Origin of the sequence: Cellulomonas sp. S1-8 (assembly GCF_026184235.1) — a bacterium.
Classification (GTDB): Bacteria; Actinomycetota; Actinomycetes; order Actinomycetales; family Cellulomonadaceae; genus Cellulomonas.
In genome coordinates this window covers 1,129,268-1,149,715 of sequence record NZ_CP110806.1, presented here as the reverse complement: position 1 = coordinate 1,149,715, position 20,448 = coordinate 1,129,268, and the positions used below count along the sequence as shown (strand labels likewise).

Annotated in this window: 15 protein-coding genes and 1 tRNA gene; 4 read left to right on the top strand and 12 right to left on the bottom strand. The window is 74.1% G+C overall.

What is annotated here, in order from left to right:
* The first annotated feature begins 77 nt into the window (after nt 1-77).
* The 3 genes from OKX07_RS05190 (at nt 78) to OKX07_RS05180 (ending at nt 2,018) form a co-directional block, all read left to right on the top strand.
* Complete coding sequence (locus tag OKX07_RS05190; RefSeq protein WP_265630787.1) at nt 78-965, top strand: siderophore-interacting protein; 888 nt, start codon at nt 78-80, stop codon at nt 963-965.
* 121 nt (nt 966-1,086) lie between these two features.
* Nucleotides 1,087-1,551, top strand: a complete 465-nt coding sequence (locus tag OKX07_RS05185; RefSeq protein WP_265630786.1) for a YciI family protein — start codon at nt 1,087-1,089, stop codon at nt 1,549-1,551.
* A 74-nt stretch (nt 1,552-1,625) separates the two neighbouring features.
* On the top strand, nt 1,626-2,018 hold the full coding sequence (locus OKX07_RS05180; protein WP_265630785.1) for a PLD nuclease N-terminal domain-containing protein: 393 nt from the start codon (nt 1,626-1,628) through the stop codon (nt 2,016-2,018).
* A gap of 12 nt (nt 2,019-2,030) precedes the next feature.
* Here the strand turns inward: OKX07_RS05180 and OKX07_RS05175 are convergent.
* The 7 genes from OKX07_RS05175 to eno form a co-directional block, all read right to left on the bottom strand.
* Nucleotides 2,031-2,104 (bottom strand) — tRNA-Leu (locus OKX07_RS05175).
* Between the two features lie 111 nt (nt 2,105-2,215).
* Entirely contained in the window at nt 2,216-3,685 is a 1,470-nt protein-coding gene (locus OKX07_RS05170) for an NAD(P)/FAD-dependent oxidoreductase (RefSeq protein WP_265631811.1), read from the bottom strand.
* 147 nt (nt 3,686-3,832) lie between these two features.
* Complete coding sequence (locus OKX07_RS05165; protein ID WP_265630784.1) at nt 3,833-5,284, bottom strand: hemolysin family protein; 1,452 nt, start codon at nt 5,282-5,284, stop codon at nt 3,833-3,835.
* Nucleotides 5,285-5,503: 219 nt separating this feature from the next.
* On the bottom strand, nt 5,504-6,457 hold the full coding sequence (locus tag OKX07_RS05160) for a Ppx/GppA phosphatase family protein (RefSeq protein WP_265630783.1): 954 nt from the start codon (nt 6,455-6,457) through the stop codon (nt 5,504-5,506).
* Nucleotides 6,458-6,537: 80 nt separating this feature from the next.
* Nucleotides 6,538-7,152: a DUF501 domain-containing protein gene (locus tag OKX07_RS05155; RefSeq protein WP_265630782.1), complete on the bottom strand. Its 615-nt coding sequence runs from the start codon at nt 7,150-7,152 to the stop codon at nt 6,538-6,540.
* A gap of 53 nt (nt 7,153-7,205) precedes the next feature.
* Nucleotides 7,206-7,952, bottom strand: coding sequence for an FtsB family cell division protein (locus OKX07_RS05150; RefSeq protein ID WP_265630781.1), 747 nt, complete (start codon nt 7,950-7,952; stop codon nt 7,206-7,208).
* A gap of 278 nt (nt 7,953-8,230) precedes the next feature.
* Entirely contained in the window at nt 8,231-9,511 is a 1,281-nt protein-coding gene (gene eno, locus OKX07_RS05145) for a phosphopyruvate hydratase (RefSeq protein ID WP_265630780.1), read from the bottom strand.
* 151 nt (nt 9,512-9,662) lie between these two features.
* Between eno and OKX07_RS05140 the strand changes: the two genes are divergently transcribed.
* A complete protein-coding gene (locus OKX07_RS05140; RefSeq protein WP_265630779.1) occupies nt 9,663-10,529 on the top strand; it encodes a putative protein N(5)-glutamine methyltransferase in 867 nt (288 codons plus the stop codon).
* Between the two features lie 212 nt (nt 10,530-10,741).
* On the opposite strand, the gene OKX07_RS05135 is transcribed toward OKX07_RS05140, so the two are convergent.
* The 5 genes from OKX07_RS05135 to mfd all read right to left on the bottom strand — a co-directional run bounded on the left by OKX07_RS05135 (nt 10,742) and on the right by mfd (nt 20,319).
* On the bottom strand, nt 10,742-12,853 hold the full coding sequence (locus OKX07_RS05135) for an endo-1,4-beta-xylanase (RefSeq protein ID WP_265630778.1): 2,112 nt from the start codon (nt 12,851-12,853) through the stop codon (nt 10,742-10,744).
* Between the two features lie 75 nt (nt 12,854-12,928).
* A complete protein-coding gene (gene pntB / locus OKX07_RS05130) occupies nt 12,929-14,320 on the bottom strand; it encodes a Re/Si-specific NAD(P)(+) transhydrogenase subunit beta (RefSeq protein ID WP_265631810.1) in 1,392 nt (463 codons plus the stop codon).
* A 5-nt stretch (nt 14,321-14,325) separates the two neighbouring features.
* Nucleotides 14,326-15,879 carry a Re/Si-specific NAD(P)(+) transhydrogenase subunit alpha gene (locus tag OKX07_RS05125; RefSeq protein ID WP_265630777.1) on the bottom strand — a complete coding sequence of 518 codons (1,554 nt, stop codon included), beginning with the start codon at nt 15,877-15,879 and terminating at the stop codon, nt 14,326-14,328.
* Between the two features lie 124 nt (nt 15,880-16,003).
* On the bottom strand, nt 16,004-16,582 hold the full coding sequence (locus OKX07_RS05120; RefSeq protein WP_265630776.1) for a hypothetical protein: 579 nt from the start codon (nt 16,580-16,582) through the stop codon (nt 16,004-16,006).
* 89 nt (nt 16,583-16,671) lie between these two features.
* Nucleotides 16,672-20,319, bottom strand: a complete 3,648-nt coding sequence (gene mfd / locus OKX07_RS05115) for a transcription-repair coupling factor (protein ID WP_265630775.1) — start codon at nt 20,317-20,319, stop codon at nt 16,672-16,674.
* Nucleotides 20,320-20,448: the final 129 nt, after the last annotated feature.

Below are 20,448 nucleotides of genomic sequence, written 5' to 3'. Positions count from 1 at the left end.
CACCGGGGACGTGGCCCGCATCACACCCCGGCATCGGCCCGCGGGTGCGGTGCGTCCGCCGAGGTTAGGGTCGCCTCATGACCACCGCCGGGCCGAGCACGCTGCCCCTCGCACCGTCCCGGCGTCCCGCGCCGGTCCTCGCCGAGGTGGTCCGGACCGCTCGGCTCACGCCGCACCTCGCGCGGGTCGTCCTCGGCGGGCCCGGCCTGGCTCCCCTCGACGCGCCGACCCACACGGACTCCTACGTCAAGCTCGGGTTCCTGCCCGCCGGTGCGCTCGACGCCTGCCCGCTCGGTGCGGACGGCCGCGTCGACGTCCCGGCCCTGCGGGCGTCCCTGCCGGACGGCGTCGACGTCCGCCTGCGTGCCTACACCGTGCGCGCCTGGGACGGTGCGGCGCGCGAGCTCACCGTCGACCTCGTCGTGCACGGCGACGAGGGCGTGGCCGGGCCGTGGGCGCTCGCGGCCGTGCCGGGCGACCGCGTCCTCGTGCACGGTCCCGGCGGCGCCTGGTCGCCGCAGACCGACGTCGACACGCACCTGCTGGTCGCCGACGCGAGCGCGCTGCCCGCCGTCGCGGCCACCCTCGAAGGCCTCGAGCCCGGTGCGGTCGGTGCCGCGTTCGTCGAGGTCCACGGCCCCGACGACGAGCTCGACCTCGTCGCACCCCCCGGTGTCGACGTGCACTGGCTGCACCACGGCGACGCACCGGCGGGATCCACGCTCGCCGACGCCGTCCGCGCGTGGCCGTGGCCCGCGGGGCGCGTCGGCGCGTTCGTCCACGGCGAGGCGGGCGCCGTCAAGGAGCTGCGCGCCCACCTGCGGGTCGACCACCGCGTCGCGCGCGGCGACCTGTCGATCTCCGGCTACTGGCGCCTGGGCGCCGACGACGAGGGCTGGCGCGCGGGCAAGCGCGCCTGGAACGCGCAGATCGAGCAGGCCGAGGCGGCGGCGGGCCTGGACTGACCCGGGGCCGACGGGCGGACCCGACCGGGGCAAGGACCGGCGGGAAGGTCGAGAACCCGACCCGCCGCGCGTCATGGAGGTGTGGGCGCCACCCCGGCACCCCGAGGAGACGGAGAACGCCATGCCGAGGTACCTGCTCATCGTCGACTTCCAGCCCGGCGCCGACCCCACGACGATGGACGAGTGGGACCCGGCCGACGTGCAGGCGCACCTCGACCACTACGGCGCGCTCAACGACGAGCTGCGCGCGAACGGCGAGCTCACGGGCCTCGTCGTGCTCGACGGGCCCGACATCGCCCACGTCGTGCGGTCGGACGGACGCGCCGGCACGACCGTCACCGAGGGCCCGTTCGCGGAGTTCTCCGAGTGGGTGGCGGGTTTCCAGGTCGTCGACGTGGCGTCCCTGGACCGCGCGCTCGAGATCGCGGCGCGCGTCTCCGCCGTGCCGGGCCGCGGCGGTGTCCCGACGGGCCAGCCCGTGCAGGTCCGGGAGGTCCTCGACACCGGCCCGTCGGACGCCGCCTCGATGACCCGGTGGCTGCAGGACACCGTCGGGGGCGACGTTCCCGCACGTCCGAACGGGTGAGGCGCCCCGAACCGGTCACAGCAGACGCCCAGGAACGCTAGTTTTCACCTGCCCGTGACGACGAAGGGGGTCGGGTGCTGCGCTTCCTGCCGGTGATCGCGGAGATCGCCCTGCTGGTGTTCTGCCTCATCGACGCGATCCAGTCCGACCCCGACCGCGTGCGGAACCTGTCGAAGGGCTGGTGGATCGTCCTCATCGTCGTGCTGCCGCTGGTCGGCGGTGTCGCGTGGCTCGTCGCCGGACGCCCGCAGACGCCGCGCACCCACGTCCCGTGGCGGGCCACCGAGACCGCCGGCTTCCCCGAGCACGAGCGTCCCCGCCGCTACGGCGACGACGCCCTGGCCGAGGAGCGCCGCCGTGCCGAGGAGCGCCGGTCCGACCAGCTCCACGAGCAGATGCTGCGCGAGTGGGAGGCGCAGCTCCGCGCCCGTGAGCGGGCGACGGAGCGCGACCGCCCGGACGCCTGACGTCACGCCCGGTGCCCCCGCCGGGGTTCGAACCCGGACTGGACCGGGTTTAAGCCGGTTGCCTCTGCCGGTTGGGCTACGGGGGCGCGCCCGTCATCCTGCCAGGACGGGGGGCTGGACCGACCTCACCACCAGGTGGCGAGGGCACCCGCCCCCACCTCAGCGAGAGGGCGATCCAGCCCCGACGGCCCGTGACGTCAAGGCGTGTTCGCCTCGTCCTTCGCGGCCGGGGAGTCCTTCTCGGCCTTGTACGGCGGCAGCGCGGGGTCGGTGGTCGCGCCGTCCGTGGGTGCCGTGTCCTGCGACGTCTGCTCGACCTTCGGCTTGGCCGGGACGGACGCGGCGCGGAACTCCGCGCGCGGGTCGTGCAGCGAGCCGAGTGCGACGACCTCGCGACGCAGCAGCAGCGAGCCGGTCCAGCCGGCGGCGATGCGCAGCTTGCGGTTGAACGTCGGCATCGCGAAGACGTGGTACGTCCGGTGCAGCACCCACGCGAAGAACCCGCGCACCTTGATGCGCCCGAACATCTGCGCCACGCCCTTGTACATGCCGAGCGACGCGACCGCCCCGACGTTGCGGTGCTTGTACACCGTGGGCGGCGCCGAGCGCAGCGCGAGCGCGAGGTTGTCGCCGATGTGGTTGCCCTCGCGCAGCGCGTGCTGGGCGTTCGGCGGGCAGAACGCCCCCGGGTTGTACAGGTCGGGCACGGCGGCGCAGTCGCCCGCGGCCCAGGCGTCGGCCACGACCGTGCCGTCCTCGCCGGTGATCTGCAGGTACTCGTTGCAGATGACGCGGCCCAGCTTGTCCAGCGGCAGGTCGGAGTCCTTCAGCACCGGGTTGGCCTTGACGCCCGCGGTCCACACGACCGTCTCGGCGTCGAACTCGACCCCGCTGGACAGCACGATGTGCCCGTCGACGCACGAGTTGAGGAACGTCGACAGGAAGATCTCGATGTCGCGCTTGCGCAGCTGCTCCAGGGTGTAGCCGCCCAGCTCCTCGCTGACCTCGGGGAGGATCCGCGGGCTGCCCTCGACGAGCACGAAGCGCATCTCCTCGGGCTCGATCTGCTTGTAGTGCCGCACGGCGTAGCGGGCCATGTCCTCGACCTCGCCGAGCGCCTCGACCCCGGCGAACCCGCCGCCGACGAACACGAACGTCAGCATCTTGCGGCGCAGCTCTGGGTCCCACGTGGACGCCGCGACGTCGATGCGGCCCAGCACGTGGTTGCGCAGCGCGATGGCCTCCTCGACGTTCTTGAAGCCGATGCCGTACTCGGCCAGGCCGGGGATGGGCAGCGTGCGCGCGACGGAGCCGAGGCCGACGACGAGGTGGTCGTACGTCACCCAGTACGCGTCGCCCTCGATCGGCGTGATCTGCACCCGGCGGTGCGCGTGCTCGATCTGCGTGACGTGCCCCTGCAGCACGTCGACGCCCTTGAGCGCGCGACGGTGCGGGGCGACGACGTTGCGCGGGTCGATCGACCCGGCCGCCGCCTCGGGCAGGAACGGCGCGTACGTCATGTAAGGGCGCGGGTCGACGACGACGATCGCGGCGTCGCGCCTGCCGAGCCGGCGGCGCAGCCGCCGCGCCGAGTACAGACCGACCGTGCCGCCGCCGAGGACGACGACGCGGGGCACCTTGCGGGGCTTGCCGGCCGGTGCCGGCATGAGCTCGCCGGACGGGCGGGCCGCGTCGACGGCGGCGGAGGACGACGGAGGCATGCCTCCTACGGTAGACGTGCACCCGCTCCCACGCCCCCCTCGCGCCCGGTGATACCGCGCACACCGGGCGGCCGGGCGCTGTGAGGTCGCGGCTCAGGGCTCCCGGCGCACCTCGGGAGCGAGGGCGGCGCCCGCGTCGGGAACGACGTCGGGGGCGGAGCCCGGCGCGACGTCGGGGGTGCGCTCGACGCGCACGCACGTGATGCGTCGCCGGTCGACCTCGCGCACCCGCAGCCGCGTGCGGGGCCCGTCGCCCGGATCGTCGTCCCCGCGGAACGGCGCGACCTCGACGACCTCGCCCGGCTCGGGGATGCGTCCGAGCTGCGCGAGCACGTACCCGGCGACGGTCTCGTACGGCCCTTCCGGCAGGACCACGCCCGTGCGGTCCGCGAAGTCCTCGATCGTGAGTCCCGCGTCGACGTCCTCGTCCCCGGCGACGCGCACCGGGACGTGGTCGTACTCGTCGACGATGTCGCCGACGAGCTCCTCGAGCAGGTCCTCGAGCGTGACGATGCCGTCGGTGCCGCCGTACTCGTCGACGACGACCGCGATGTGCGCGCCCGTGCGCCGCATGGTCGACAGCGTCGGCAGCACGGCGTTGGTGCCGGGCAGGGAGACGATCGGACGGGTCACGTCGCCGACCGTCGTCGCCGCGACCTCGACGATCGCCTCCACGATGCCGCCGCGGCCCCGGGTGTCCGGGTCCTCGTCCGCCTCCTGCACCGCGCGTGCCACCGGCGCCAGCAGGTCGCGGACGTGCACGAACCCCACGATGTCGTCGAAGTCCTCCCCCGTCACCGGGTAGCGGGAGTACGGCAGCGAGCCGACGACCCGCGAGGCCTGCGCGATGGGGGCGTCGGCGGCGAGGAACGTCACGTCGGCGCGGGGTCGCATGACCTCGACGAGCGACCGGTCGCCCGCGTCGAACACGTCGTCGATGAGCCGACGCTCGTCCTCCGGCAGGTCCGGGTGCGTGCGGACCAGGTCCCGCAGCTCCTCGTCGCTGATCTGGTCGCTCGACGCGGCCGGGTCGAAGCCCAGCAGGCGCACGACGACGTTGGTCGAGTGCGACAGCAGCCAGACGACCGGTGTCATCAGCGCCGCGAACCGGTCGAGCGGGGGCCCGACCCACAGGGAGACGCGCGCGGCCTGCTGCATCGCGATCCGCTTGGGCACCAGCTCGCCCAGCACGAGCGACAGGTAGGCGATCACCAGGGTGAGCACGACGAGCGCGACACCGTCGGCGGTCCCCGGCGCCAGGCCCCAGCCCTCGAAGACGGGCGCGAGGGAGGCGGCGAGCGTCGACGCGCCGAACGCGGCCGAGAAGAACCCCGCGACGGTGACGCCGATCTGCACGGCGGCGAGGAACCGGTTGGGGTTGCGGGCGACCGCGGCGACCCGCGCACCGCGGGCCCCCTGCTTCTCGATCTGCCCGAGCTGGGACTCCCGCAGCGAGACCAGCGCGAGCTCGGTGCCGGCGAACACGCCGCCGACCAGGACGAACAGCAGGACGAGGCCGATGTCGGCCCAGATGTCAGCGGTCACGGGTGCTTCCGGTGTCGACGACGGGGCCACGCCAGCCTAGGTGGCGCACCCCGCCTGCGCGTCCCGGCCCCACCGCGCGGGGCGGTCGCCCGCGAGCGCCGCAGGAAACGGCCGAACGCGGGGGAAACGAGTACCGCGCTCGGCCGTCGACTGCCGCGCTCGGCGTCAAGGGGTGGGGGTGGGGTTGTCCGACGCGCGGGCGGTCGGCGCCCTGACGCCTCAGCGCTCGGCGATGCTCCAGGCGATGCCGTCGAGGATGTCGTGCTCCGACGTCACGACGTACGTCAGCTCACCGCCCGCGGCGGCGACCTCGGCGCGCACGCGTCGCACCACGTCACGCCACACCAGCGCCCCCGCACCGATGACGTCGACCCGGCCCGGGTGCAGGTACGGCATCGCGGCACGCTGCTCCGCCGTGCGGGCGAGCATGTCGTCGCACGCCGCGAGCACGTCGTCGACGGCCAGGACCGCGCCGTCGATGCGGTCGCGGTCGTACCGCTCCAGCCCCAGCGCGTGCGCCGTGAGCGTCGTGACCGACCCGGCCAGGCCGACGAGCGTGACGGTCCGCCCGAGCGGGACGACCGCCGCCGCCGCGTCGAGCGCCGCCTGCACGTCCGCGTCCGCCGCCGCGACCTGCGCGGCCGTCGGCGGGTCGTCGTGCAGGTGGCGCTCGGTCAGCCGCACCGAGCCCACGTCCATCGACACCGCGGCCTCCGGCGCGCCCGTCCCGAGCACCAGCTCGGTCGACCCGCCCCCCAGGTCGACGACGAGGAACGGCCCGTCGAACCGGCTCGCGAGCACGCCCGTCGCCCCGCGGAACGACAGCCGCGCCTCCTCGTCCCCCGCGACGACCTCGGGGTCGACGCCCAGCGCGGCCCGCACACCCGCGACGAACTCGTCCCGGTTGCGGGCGTCCCGCGTCGCCGACGTCGCGACGAAGCGCACCTGCTCGACGCCGAGGCGCTCGCACACCTCGTGGTACCGGCGGGCGACGTCGAGCGTGCGCGCGAGCGCCTCCGGGGCGAGCAGGCCCGTGCGGTCGACCCCCTGGCCCAGCCGCACCACCTCGTTCGTGCGCTCGAGGTCGACGAGCGTGCCCGCGACCGGGTCGACGTCGGCGACGAGCAGACGGATGGAGTTGGTCCCGCAGTCGATGGCTGCCACGCGTGTCACCGGCTCATCGTGCCACCGCCGACCGACACCGGCGCCCAGCGGCTCACAGCGGGCAGATCCCGGCTCCGCGGGCCGCGCCGTCAGCAGGTGCAGCGGTCGGGGCGCCACCGGTCGGCGACCGTCGCGAGCACCTCGTCGCCCACCGGGTTGACCCCGGGACCTGCCGCCAGCGCGTGCGCGACCAGCACGTGCAGGCACTTGACACGGTGCGGCATGCCGCCGGCAGAGATGCCGGCGATCTCCGGCACGTGCCCGAGGGCCTCGCGGTCCGCCAGGTACGCCTCGTGCGCACGCCGGTGCCCCGCCGCGAGCTCCTCGTCCTGCGTCAGCCGGGCCGTCAGCTCCTTCATGACGCCCGACGCCTCGACCGCGCTCACGGCGGCGACCGCCTGCGGGGACGTCAGGTAGTAGGTCGTCGGGAAGGGCGTGCCGTCGTCCAGCCGCGGTGCGGTGCGCACCACCAGCGGACGCCCGCACACGCACCGTGCCGCGACGCCGACGACGCCGCGCGGGGGGCGGCCGAGCTGCTCGCGGAGCACCTCGACGTCCCGCGGGCCGACCGGGTCGGTGACGGGAGCCCCGATGGCGACGGCGGGCCCGTCGGCTCCGGCGCCGGGCCCGTCGGCCGGCGCGTCGCCGGCACGCGCGGACGGGCCGGGGACGTCGCGGTGCGTGGTGGGGTCAGGTGCGGGCACGTCGGTCCGTTCGGTCGGTCGGGGCGGACCGCCCATTGTCGCCCATCCGGCCGTCAGCCCGCGGGCGTCGACGCCGGGTCCGGGGTGGACGCTGGTGCCGCCGGAGCCTCGCCGTCGACGTCGAGCTCCCCCGCGATCTGCACCGACTGCCACACGGTCGCGTACCAGGGACGCGTCACCCCGTCGGTCGCCGTCGGGACGGGCCCGGTGTCCGCGCCGGGGGTCGAGGGCACGGTCTCGGGGTCGACGACGCGGAACGCGGTCTCCCCCGGCATGACGAACGACAGCCGCTCACGCGCCTGCGCCATGACGTACGCGCTGTCGTCCCACCGCCGCAGGTCCGCCTCGAGGTCGGCGTTCTCCGCCTGCGCCGCCTCCCGCTCCGCGCGCAGCTGCTCGACCTCGGCGCGCGTCTGCAGGTACGAGCTGAACGTCGGGTAGACCAGCACGAACGCGACCAGCACGACCAGCGAGAACACCATCGCCCGGACCGTGAACATGCGCGGCACCGGCAGCCGCGGCGACCCGGCGCCGGGGGTACCGCGCGGCGGGGTGCCCGAGCGGCCCGTCCCGGGGCGTCCCGACGTGCGGCCCGCGCCCGGACGGGACGCCGGCGCGCCGACCTTCGGCACCGAGCCGGAGCGCGGTGCGGCAGCGCGGACCCCGCGGGGTGACGTGGACGACGCCCCCGGCTTGCCCGACGGCGCCCGGCCGGCCCGCGGCACCGCGCCCGACGGCGTCTCGTCACGCCCCGGGCGTCGGCCGGAGCCGGGCGTGGGAGGGCGACGGGGGGACGACATGGCGTCGATTGTGCCCCGCCCGCGCCGGATCGGCCGGACCCGCCCACCCGTGTCCCCGCAACCCCGTCCCCACCCCACCCGCCGAGCGGAACACCGCTCCCCGTCGGGGCACCCATGACGGGACCCAGGTTCCGGTCGGCGGGCCCTCCTCGTCGAGCGGGACACGGGTCCCCGTCCCGGCGCCCCGGGGAGGAGTCAGGTGACGGTCGGTGGGTGGGGTGGACGCGACGACGCCCGGCCCACCGTGGCGGTGGACCGGGCGTCGTCAGTGGGGCGGGTCAGCCCTGGAAGCGCGGGAAGGCGCTCGCACCGGCGTAGATGCCGGCGTCGTCGAGCTCCTCCTCGATGCGCAGGAGCTGGTTGTACTTGTTGATGCGCTCGCCACGGGCGGGTGCACCGGTCTTGATCTGGCCGGCGTTCGTCGCGACCGACAGGTCGGCGATCGTCGTGTCCTCGGTCTCGCCGGAGCGGTGCGAGGTCATCGTCGTGAAGCCCGAGCGGTGCGCGAGCGCGACCGCGTCGAGCGTCTCGGTGAGCGTGCCGATCTGGTTGAGCTTGACCAGCAGCGAGTTCGCCGACCGCAGCGCGATGCCCTTGGCGAGGCGCTCCGGGTTGGTGACGAACAGGTCGTCGCCGACGATCTGCACCTTGTCGCCGACCTCGGTGACGAGCTGCGACCACGAGTCCCACTCGTCCTCGGACAGCGGGTCCTCGATGGAGACCAGCGGGTAGTCCGCGACGAGCTGCGTGTAGTACGCGATCATCTCGGCCGGGGTCTTCGCGGCGCCCTCGAACTGGTAGGCACCGTCGCGGAAGAACTCCGTCCCCGCGACGTCGAGCGCGAGACCGACGTCCTTGCCGGGCACGAAGCCCGCCTTCTCGATCGCGACCAGGATGAGGTCGAGAGCGGCACGGTTGCTGTCGAGGTTCGGCGCGAAGCCGCCCTCGTCGCCCAGGCCGGTGCTCAGGCCCTTGCTCTTCAGCACGGACTTCAGCGCGTGGTAGACCTCGGTGCCGGTGCGCAGCGCCTCACGGAACGTGGTGGCACCGATGGGCGCGACCATGAACTCCTGGATGTCGACGTTGGAGTCGGCGTGCGACCCACCGTTGAGGATGTTCATCATCGGTACGGGCAGGACGTGCGCGTTGGGGCCGCCGACGTAGCGGAACAGCGGCAGGTCGGCCGAGTCGGCCGCCGCCTTCGCGACCGCGAGCGAGACGCCCAGGATCGCGTTGGCGCCCAGCTTGCCCTTGTTGGGCGTGCCGTCGAGCTCGATGAGCGCACCGTCGACCAGGCGCTGCTCGCTCGCCTCGAAGCCGATGAGCTCGGGGGCGATGTCGTCGATCACGGCGTTGACGGCGCCCTGGACGCCCTTGCCGCCGTACCGGGGGTCGTCGCTGTCACGTCGCTCGACGGCCTCGAACGCACCGGTGGACGCCCCCGAGGGGACCGCCGCCCGCGCGATGGTGCCGTCGTCGAGAGCGACCTCGACCTCGACAGTGGGGTTGCCGCGCGAGTCCAGGATCTCGCGGGCGCCAACGGCCTCGATGCTGGCCATGGGTGCTCCTTCGACAGACGGGTGGGTTTGCGCACCTAGCCTAGTGCCGCTGGTCAGCCGGGACGTCGGGACCTTCGGCAGGTGGACGCCGACGCCATGACCAGCGGCGACGCCACGCCGCCGCGTGCGGGGCGGCGTGCGAGCATGCGACGTGACCTCTGCGGCGTCGTCCCCGTCCTCTGCCGGCACCCCCGGCGAGCGGGTTGCCCCGCCCCCCGCCGACCTCGTCGCCCGCCTGCGCGCCGCAGGCTGCGTCTTCGCTGAGGACGAGGCGGTGCTGCTCGTGGCCGCCGCGCGGGACGCTCACAGGGGGACGCCGGGGGTCGACCCCGGGCACGACGGGCCGCTCGAGGCGCTGGTCGAGCGGCGGGTCGCGGGTGAGCCTCTCGAGACGGTGCTGGGGTGGGTCGCCTTCGCGGGGCTGCGGCTCGGCGTCGGCCCCGGGGTGTTCGTCCCCCGGCGACGGACGGAGCTGCTCGCACGGACGGCGGTGCGGCTCGCACGCGCGGCAGGCCCGTCGCCCGTCGTGGTCGAGGCGTGCTGCGGCGTCGCGCCCGTCGCCTCGCTCGTCGCGCACGACGTCCCGGGCGCCGACGTCCACGCCGCGGACCTGGACCCCGTCGCGGTCGGGTGGGCCGCGCGGAACCTCGCCGGACGCGGTCACGTGTGGACCGGTGACCTCCTCGACCCCGTCCCCGCCCGGCTGCGCGGGTCCGTCCACGTGCTCGTCGCCAACGCCCCGTACGTGCCGCGCGCCGCGATCGCGACCATGCCACCCGAGGCGCGCGACCACGAGCCGCACGTCACGCTCGACGGCGGACCCGACGGCGTCGACGTCCAGCGCCGGCTGCTCGCGCTCGCACCGACGTGGGTGCGCCCCGGCGGCTGGGTGCTGATCGAGACGAGCCGCGGCCAGGCCGAGCTGACGCGCGCGGCGTGCCCCGACGGCTGGACGGTCGACGTGCTGCGGGACGACGACGTCGACGGCACGGTGGTGACGGCCCGCCGCCCCACCTGACCCCCCGCCGAACCGTCGCGAGACCGGGCTCATGTGGCCCATCGCGACGGATGAGCGACCTCAGCCCGGTCTCGACGTGTTCGGACGGCGGCGGTGTCCGCATGCCGGACCGGGCCGTCGGCGAGACCGGGCTGGGTCGTCGTCTGCGGCTCTGACGACGACCCAGCCCGGTCTCGATGGGGCGGCGTCCCGGAGGGTGGGACGCCGGGCCGTCAGCCGGCCGTGCAGGTGGCGCCGTTGAGGGAGAACGACGTCGGGCGCGGGTTGCTGCCGGTGTGCGAGCCGTTGAAGCCGATGTCGACGGTGCCGCCCGGGGCGAGCGAACCGTTCCACGCCGCGTTGGCCGCCGTGACCGTGGCACCGCTCTGCGACCACGTCGCCGACCAGCCCTGGGTCACCTTCTGGGAGCCGGGGAACGTGAACGTGAGCGTCCAGCCGGTCAGCGGCCGGGTGCCGACGTTGGTCACGCGGACACCCGCCGTGAAGCCGGTGTTCCAGTCGTTCGTGGAGTACGCGACGCGGCACGACGCACCGGGCGTGGGCGTGGGGGTGGGCGTCGGCGTGGGCGTCGGCGTGGGCGTCGGCGTCGGGGTGGGCGTCGGGGTGGGAGTCGGCGTCGGGGTGGGCGTCGGCGTCGGCGTCGGTGTCGGGGTGGGAGTCGGCGTCGGCGTCGGGGTCGGCGTCACCCCGATCCTCGACGGGTCGACGATCCCCCAGTACGCGGGCTTGACCTGCAGAGTGCCGTCGAACAGCAGCGGTGCGGCACCGGAGCGCAGCCACGTGCGCGAGTCCTCGAGGCCCCAGACGGTCACGGACGTCAGCGACGACGCGTGCCGCTCGAGCATCGCGAACATGTCGCGGTAGTAGTAGCCCTGCTCCAGGAGCCGCGCGGCGGGCGGCGCGCCCCACGACTCGCTCGAGTCGCGGTACGCCGAGACGTCGAGCTCGGTGACGGCCTGCGTCACGTCGAGGGCCTCGAAGGCCTCGATCGTGTCCTCGATCATGGGGATCGAGCGCCCGACCTCGACGTGCAGCTGGTGGCCCACGCCGTCGACGGGCACGCCCTGCGCGAGCAGCTCCCGCACGAGCCGCAGGTACGGCGCGCGCTTGTCCGGGTACTCGGAGTTGTAGTCGTTGATGAACAGCAGGACCTCGGGGCCGAAGGCGGCGCGCGCGTACCGGAACGCGTCGGCGATGTACGACGGGCCGAGGATCCGGTGCCACTCGCTGCGGCGCATGCCGTCGGCCTGGCTCTCGTCGATGACCTCGTTGACCACGTCGAACGCGAAGATCGGGTTGCCGGGCGTCCCGTACGCGCCGTAGGTGTCGCGGTAGTGGTCGGCGATCGCCTCGATGTGGGTGCGCAGCCGCTCGCGGAGCAGCGCCTGGTCCGTGGCGGACGTCGTGAGCGCGGACCCGTCGGCCCGCTGGAAGAACCAGGCGGGCGTCTGCTGGTGCCACAGGAGCGTGTGCCCGTAGACGCGCATGTCGTGCTCGATCGCCCAGTCGACGAGACCGTCGGCGGCGTCGAACGTGAAGGTGCCCTCGCTCGGCTGGATCGAGTCCGGCTTCATCTGGTTGCCGGGGGTGATCTGCACGGCGTGGTGCGCGAGCAGCTCGCCGCGCCCGCCGATGGTGTCCTGCGGCTCGACGGCGATGCCGAACGGGAAGGAGTCGGCGACGGCGTCGGCAACCGACGGCACGGACAGGTCGGGGGTGTACCGGATGCCCGTGACCAGCACGTCGTCGACCATGAAGTCCGTGAGGGACTCCGTGGACTCGACGTACAGCGTCGCGGTGTCGAACTCGCCCGGCGTGTAGGACGCCTGGACGGTCCGCCACTCACCGGTCACGCCGGTCACCGTCGTCACGGTGTCGTACGAGGCGACGCCGTCGTTGTCCCGCTGCACGGACACGCGCAGGTCGGCCGATCCGGCACCGCTCGCGGGGAGCTTGAGCGACAGGCCGATCGTGTACGTCGTCCCGGGTTCGAAGACGTCGGTCACGGGGACGGCGGCGCCGTCCCACCAGTCCGCGCGCCCCTGCACGAGCAGGCTGCGGTTGCCGCGCGGACCGTCGGTCGTCGTCGCCGTCGTGGTGACGGCGGCGCCGCGCGGACCCCACCCGCCGAGGTCGGTCTCGAACCCGGTCTGCAGGACGACCATCGGCGACAGGGCGCGCGCCGGCGCGGCGAACGGGGCGACGAGGGCGCCGACGGCGACGAGCGCGAGGGCGACGATCACGGCGACCACCGGTCCCGCCGTGGACGGTGCGGGGCGTACGGACGGCATGACGAGCTCCTCGCGCTGGGGTTGGATCGTCACAGCACGACCCGGCGCGAGGCTAGGTGCCCGCGCCGCACCCCGTCAGCACACGAATCGTTTCCGGCGCAGCAGTCGTCAGCCGACGGCCAGCGGCGCGACGATGTGCTCGACCTGCTCCTTCGCGTCACCGAACAGCATCGCCGTGTTCTCCCGGAAGAACAGCGGGTTCTGCACGCCCGCGTACCCCGTGGCCATGGACCGCTTGAACACGATGACCTGCTTCGCCTTCCACACCTCGAGCACCGGCATGCCCGCGATCGGGGAGGACGGGTCGTCGAGCGCGGAGGGGTTCACGGTGTCGTTGGCACCGATGACGAGCACGACGTCGGTGTCCGCGAAGTCGTCGTTGATCTCGTCCATCTCGAACACGATGTCGTACGGCACCCGCGCCTCGGCGAGCAGCACGTTCATGTGCCCGGGCAGCCGGCCCGCGACGGGGTGGACGGCGAACCGCACGTCGATGCCCTGCCCGCGCAGCCGGGCGACCAGGTCGGCCACCGGGTACTGCGCCTTGGCGACGGCCATGCCGTACCCGGGGGCGATGACGACGCGGCGCGCCTCGCGCAGCAGGTCCGCCACCTCGACAGCCGTGATCTCGCGGTGCTCGCCGTAGTCGTGGTCACCGGAGGCGACCGTGCCGCCCTCGGCCCCGAACCCGCCGAGGATCACCGAGACGAACGACCGGTTCATCGCCTTGCACATGATGTACGACAGGATCGCGCCGGAGGAGCCGACCAGGGCGCCGACGATGATGAGCAGGTCGTTGCTCAGCATGAAGCCGGCGGCGGCCGCGGCCCACCCGGAGTACGAGTTGAGCATCGACACCACGACGGGCATGTCGCCGCCGCCGATCGAGGCGACCAGGTGCCAGCCGAGCGCGAGCGCCACGACGGTGAGCAGCACCAGCGGCAGCAGCGTGCGCGCGTCGAGGAACCAGGCCAGGAGGCCGGCCGACGCGACCAGGGCCCCGAGGTTGAGCCAGTTGCGGCCCGGCAGCATCAGGGGGGCGCTCTTGATGCGCGCCGACAGCTTGAGGAAGGCGACCACCGACCCGGTGAACGTGATCGCCCCGATGAGCACACCGAGGAACACCTCGACGAGGTGCACCGCGTCCGGCTCCTCGGTGAGGAAGGAGTTGAACCCGACGAGCACGGCCGCGAGCCCCACGAAGGAGTGCAGGATCGCGATCATCTCCGGCATCTGCGTCATCTCGACGCGGCGCGCGCGCCCGATGCCGACGACGGCCCCGAGGGTCAGCGCCATCGCGATGAGCAGCAGCGTGACGACGACGGGCCGCTGCGACCGGTCGGCCGCGAGCGCGACCGTGGCGAGCAGCGCCAGCACCATCCCCGCGATGCCGTAGAGGTTGCCGCGCCGGGCGGTCTCGGGCTTGCTCAGCCCGGCGAGGGACAGGACGAACAGGATCGCGGCGACGAGGTAGACGGCCTGGGCCAGGGACGTGAGCACGGCCGTCACGCCTCCTTCCGGAACATGTGGATCATGCGGAACGCGACGAGGAACCCGCCGAAGATGTTGATCGCCGCGACCGTGGCCGCCACGAAGGCCAGCGTGCTGACGACCCAGCTCGCGTGGCCGATCTGCAGCAGCGCGCCGACCAGGATGATCCCGCTGATGGCGTTGGTGGTCGCCATGAGCGGGGTGTGCAGCGAGTGGCTGACGTTGGAGATGACGTAGTACCCGACGACGACCGCGAGCGCGAACACCGTCGCGTGCCCCAGGAAGGACGCGGGCGCGGCCGTCAGGGCGGCGGCCGCGAGCACGGCGCCGAGACCCGCGAGGACCGCGTTGCGCCGGGAGCGGCGCTGGGCGGCCGCGACGGCGGCGGCCTTCGTCGCGGCCAGCTCCTCCGGGGTGGCGGCGGGTGCGGTCGCGACGGGCGCGGCCGCGGAGACGGCAACGGGCGGCGGCGGCCACGTGACGTCACCGCCGGTGGTGACGGTCATGCCGCGCTGCACCGGGTCGTCGAGGTCGAGCACGACCTCGCCGTCCTTGCCGGGCGTCAGCAGCGCGAGCAGGTGCACGATGTTCGTGCCGAACAGCTGCGACGTGTGCTGCGGCATGCGGCTGGGCAGGTCGGTGTACCCCAGGACGATCACGCCGTTGTCGGACACGACGCGCTCGCCCGGGACGGTGAGCTCGCAGTTGCCGCCGCCCGACGCGGCCAGGTCGACGATGACCGACCCGGGCGTCATGGCCGCGACCATGTCCTTGGTGATGGTGCGTGGCGCCTGCCCGCGCACGAGCGCGGTGGTGACGACGACGTTGGCCCAGGCCGTCTGCTCGGCGTACATCTGCGCCGTGAGGCGCTCCTGCTCGGCCGTGAGCTCACGTGCGTAGCCGTCGGTCGAGACCTCCTGGCCCGCGCCCTGCACCTGGACGAACGTCGCGCCCATGGACTCGATCTGCTCGCCGACCTCGGGTCGCACGTCGAACGCCCGCACCTGGGCGCCCAGGCTGTTCGCGGTGCCGAGCGCGGCGAGCCCGGCGACACCGGCGCCGATGACGAACACGTTGGCGGGCGGGGTCTTGCCGGCGGCGGTCACCTGGCCGGTGAACATCCCGCCGAACTCGCCGGCCGCCTCGACGACCGCCCGGTAGCCCGCGACGTTCGACAGGGTGGACAGGACGTCGAGCGCCTGCGCCCGGGAGATGCGCGGGACCGCGTCGAGGGCGAGGGCCGTGATGCCGTGGCCCGCGAGCCGTGCGGCCAGGTCGGGGTCGGCGAACGGCGCCATGGTGGCGACGAGCGTCGCGCCCGCGCGCATCGCACCGACGTCCGACGGCAGGTGGACGGCGACGACCACGTCGCAGGCCAGCACGTCGGCACGGTCGACGACCTGGGCGCCGGCGGCCGCGTAGGCCTCGTCGGCGAAGGTCGCCGCAGCGCCGGCCTCCCGTTCGACGAGCACGTCGTACCCGAGGTCGCGCAGCTTCGCGACGGTCCGGGGTGTCGCGGCGACGAGCCGCTCCCCCGGGCGCTGCTCGCGTGGGACGCCGATCCTCATGCGTGCTCTCCTTCGACGGTGGGTCGCGCTCGGGACGTGGGTCCCGCTCGCACCGCCCATCCTGGTCGGACCCGGCACCGACGGTGTCGGACCTTGGGCCCGGTCGGAGCCTCCCGCCGGGGAGTCAGGGGGTCGGCGAGGTGTCCGGCACGGCCGCGGGTGTCGCGTCGGGGGCGACGGCGTCCCTGCCGCCCGCGGGCACGACCCAGGACGGCGCCGTCGGCGGGGCGACCGTGAACGTGTCCGTGAACTCACCGAACCGGGGGTTGACCTCGATGTCGGCGGCGGCGACCCGCTCCTGGTACTCGGCCGCGGCGGCGTCCGCGTCGGGCAGGTCCTGCAGCGCGCTCGCCGCCAGCGAGTACCGGCCGACGGCCATCGCACCGGGACCGAACTCGAGGGCTGCGCCCTCCTCCTCGCCGAGGGCCTGCACGGCCACCGAGCGCAGCAGCTCGAGCGCCTGCTCGTCGTTCACGCCGACGCCGTTCTCGGCAGCGACCTCCGCGGCGAACGGCTCGGTGATGAGCACACCCAGCACGTCCTGCGCACCGGCGCCGTTGAAGATCGGCATGAGCTCGTCGTACGCGGTCGCGAGCTCCGCGGTCGTGATCGTGCGCCCGTCGACGACCGCCGCCGCCCCCGGTTGCCCGGAGCATCCCGCGAGCAGTCCGCCCGCCACGACCACCGCCGTCACCAGCCGCACGCGTCCTCGCGTCCGTCGCACCGCCACCAGGGCCTCCCGCTCAGCGTCCGTAGGGTCGCGGACATCGTAGGCCGTGCGGACGACGCCGCTCACCGGGTGGTCCCCACCGCGGCCGCGGCGGCGACGTCGCCCTGGACGACGGCGTCGACGAACTGCCGGGCCCACGTCATGACCTCGCGGCCGTGCAGCGGCCGCCCGCCGATGCGGGCGGTCGTCGGGAACGGCACGAGCACGGTGCGCACGGCGGGCTTGACGACCGCCCCCGGGTACAGGCGCTTGAGGCGCAGCTGCGCGGACTCCGCGAGCACGACCGGTGCGAACCGCACGTACCGGCCCTGCGCCGTGACGTCCGCGAGCCCCGCGGCCCGCACGTGGATCCGGAGCTGCGCGACCTCGAACAGGTTGTCGACGGCCGCCGGCACGGGCCCGTACCGGTCGACGAGCTCGGCGTGCACCTCGCGCAGCGCGGACTCCGTGATCGCCGCGGCGATCTTGCGGTACGCCTCGAGGCGCAGCCGCTCGTGCGCGATGTAGTCGTGCGGGATGTGCGCGTCGACGGGCAGCTCGATCGTGACGTCGGGCTGCTCCTGGGGCGTCTCCCCCTTGAAGGACGCGACGGCCTCGCCGACCATGCGCACGTACAGGTCGAACCCGACGCCCTCGATGTGCCCGGACTGCTCGCCGCCCAGGAGGTTGCCCGCACCGCGGATCTCGAGGTCCTTCATCGCGACCGCCATGCCCGCGCCGAGGTCGGTGTGCGCGGCGATGGTCTGCAGACGGTCGTGCGCGGTCTCGGTGAGCGGCACCTCGGGCGGGTAGAGGAAGTAGGCGTACGCGCGCTCGCGGCCCCGCCCGACGCGCCCGCGCAGCTGGTGCAGCTGGGAGAGCCCCAGGCGGTCAGCGCGCTCCAGGATCAGGGTGTTGGCGTTGGAGATGTCGAGGCCCGTCTCGACGATCGTCGTGCAGACCAGGACGTCGAACTTCTTCTCCCAGAAGTCGACGATGACCTGCTCGAGCAGGTGCTCGCCCATCTTGCCGTGCGCGACGGCCACCCGGGCCTCGGGCACGAGCTCGCGCAGGCGCAGCGCGGTGCGCTCGATCGTCTCGACCTTGTTGTGCACGTAGAAGACCTGGCCCTCGCGCAGCAGCTCGCGGCGGAGCGCGGCGGAGATCTGCCGCTCCTCGTACGGGCCGACGAACGTGAGCACGGGGTGCCGCTCCTCGGGCGGCGTCGCCAGCGTCGACATCTCCCGGATCCCGGTGACGGCCATCTCGAGCGTGCGCGGGATGGGCGTCGCGCTCATCGCCAGGACGTCGACGTTGGTGCGCAGCGCCTTGAGCGTCTCCTTGTGCTCGACTCCGAAGCGCTGCTCCTCGTCGATGACGACGAGCCCGAGGTCCTTGAACCCGACGCTGCCCGTGATGAGCCGGTGGGTGCCGATGACGACGTCGACGGACCCGTCCGCGAGGCCCTCGATGACGGCCTTCGACTCCTTGGCCGTCTGGAAGCGGGACAGGGCCTTCACGGTCACCGGGTACGGCGCGTAGCGCTCGGCGAACGTGTCGAGGTGCTGCTGCACCAGCAGCGTCGTCGGCACGAGCACCGCGACCTGCTTGCCGTCCTGCACGGCCTTGAACGCGGCACGCACCGCGATCTCCGTCTTGCCGTAGCCGACGTCGCCGCAGACCAGCCGGTCCATGGGGACCGTCTTCTCCATGTCGGCCTTGACCTCGTCGATCGTCGCGAGCTGGTCCGGGGTCTCGACGTACGCGAACGCGTCCTCGAGCTCGCGCTGCCACGGCGTGTCCGGCCCGAACGCGTGGCCCGGTGTCGCCATGCGCGCCGAGTACAGGCGGATGAGCTCGGCGGCGATCTCCTTGACCGCCTTGCGCGCGCGACCCTTGGTCTTCTGCCAGTCCGAGCCGCCCATGCGGTGCAGCGACGGCGCCTCACCGCCGACGTACTTCGTCACCTGGTCGAGCTGGTCGGTGGGGACGTAGAGCCGGTCGCCCGGCTGCCCGCGCTTGCTCGCCGCGTACTCCACGACCATGTACTCGCGGGTCGCCGCCGACGCCCCGGACCCGATGGTGCGCTGCACGAGCTCGACGAACCGCCCGACGCCGTGCTGCTCGTGCACCACGAAGTCGCCCGGGCGCAGCTGCAGCGGGTCCACCACGTTGCGCCGCTTGCTCGGCATGCGCCGCATGTCGCGGGTGCTCGACCCGGCGCGCCCCGTGAGGTCGGACTCGCTGAACACCGCGAGGTGCAGCGCCTCGTGGACGAACCCCGGCCCCAGGGGGGCGGGCGTGACCAGGACGACGCCGCCCTCCGGCTCGTCGTCGACGGTCGCGACGAGCCGCGCCGGCACCTCGGCGGCCCGCAGCTGCTCGACCATGCGCTGCGCGGGGCCGTGGCCCTCGGTCGCCATGACGAGCCGCCAGCCCTGCTGCTGCAGGCGACGCACGTCGTCGACGGCGCGCGCCACCTCGCCGCGGTAGCGCTCGACCTCCCGTGCCCCGAGGACGACCGTGCGCGCGTCCGGCGCGGCGTCCGGGCCGTCACCGGTGGGGTCGGCGGAGCCGCCGGTCGCGGCGTCGGCGTCGAGCGTGAACCCGGACAGCGTCCACCAGCCCAGCGCGCGCACGGCGGCCAGGGCCCGCACCTGCGCGAACGACGCGAAGGACGCCGACGACAGGTCCAGCGGGACGGACGCTCCCGCCGCCGCGGACGTCCACGCGGCCGCGAGGAACTCCTGCGTCGTGGCGACGAGGTCGTGCGCACGGCGGCGCACCCGCTCGGGGTCGACGACGACGAGCAGCGACTCCTCGGGCACGAGCTCGAGCACCGGCACCATGCGCTCGACGAGCACGGGGGCGAGCGACTCCATGCCCTCCACCGCGATGCCCTCGGCGAGCCGGTCGAGCATGTCCAGCGCCCCGGGCAGCTGGTCCCGCAGCGCCGCCGCACGCGCGCGCACCGCGTCCGTCAGCAGGATCTCCCGGCACGGCGGCGCCCACAGCCCGTGGTCGGCGACCTCGAGGCTGCGCTGGTCGGCGACGGAGAACCAGCGGATCTCCTCGACGTCCTCGCCCCACAGCTCGATGCGCAGCGGGTGGTCCTCCGTCGGGGGGAACACGTCGAGGATGCCACCACGGACGGCGAACTCGCCGCGGCGCTCGACCATGTCGACGCGCGTGTACGCGGCGTCGACGAGCCGCTGCGCGACGTCGGCGAGGTCGAGGGTGTCCCCCGTGCGGACCTCGACGGGGACCAGCTCGCCCAACCCGTCGACGACGGGCTGCAGCAGCGCGCGCACGGGCATGACCAGCACCCGCACCGGACCGGACGGGCCGGCCTGCGGGTCGGGGTGCGCGAGGCGCCGGAACACCGCGAGGCGGCGCGCGACCGTGTCCGAGCGCGGGCTGAGCCGCTCGTGCGGCAGCGTCTCCCAGCTCGGCAGCACCGCGACGTCGTCGTCCGGCAGGTAGCAGCGCAGGGCCGCCGCGAGCTCGTCCGCGTCGCGGCCCGTCGCGGTCACGACGACCAGCGGGCGACCGCCGCGCGCCTGATCCGTGCCGGCCGACGTGGGCACGGCGCCCGCGAGCGCCGCGAGCAGCGGAGGGCGCACACCGGCGGGCCCGACGACGTCGAGCTCACCACGGGCGCGCACGGACGAGACCGCCTCGGCGGCGGCCGGGTCGACGAGCAGGGCGGGCAGGAGTCCGGTGAGATCCATGAGGGGGTCCTTGGGACGGGCAGCACGAGGACCCGGGAACGGCACGGACCCGGGTGGGACCAGTTTACGGACCCGCGCCGACGCACGGCCGCGCCGCCGGGGAGGAACCCGACGGCGCGGTCGTGCCGG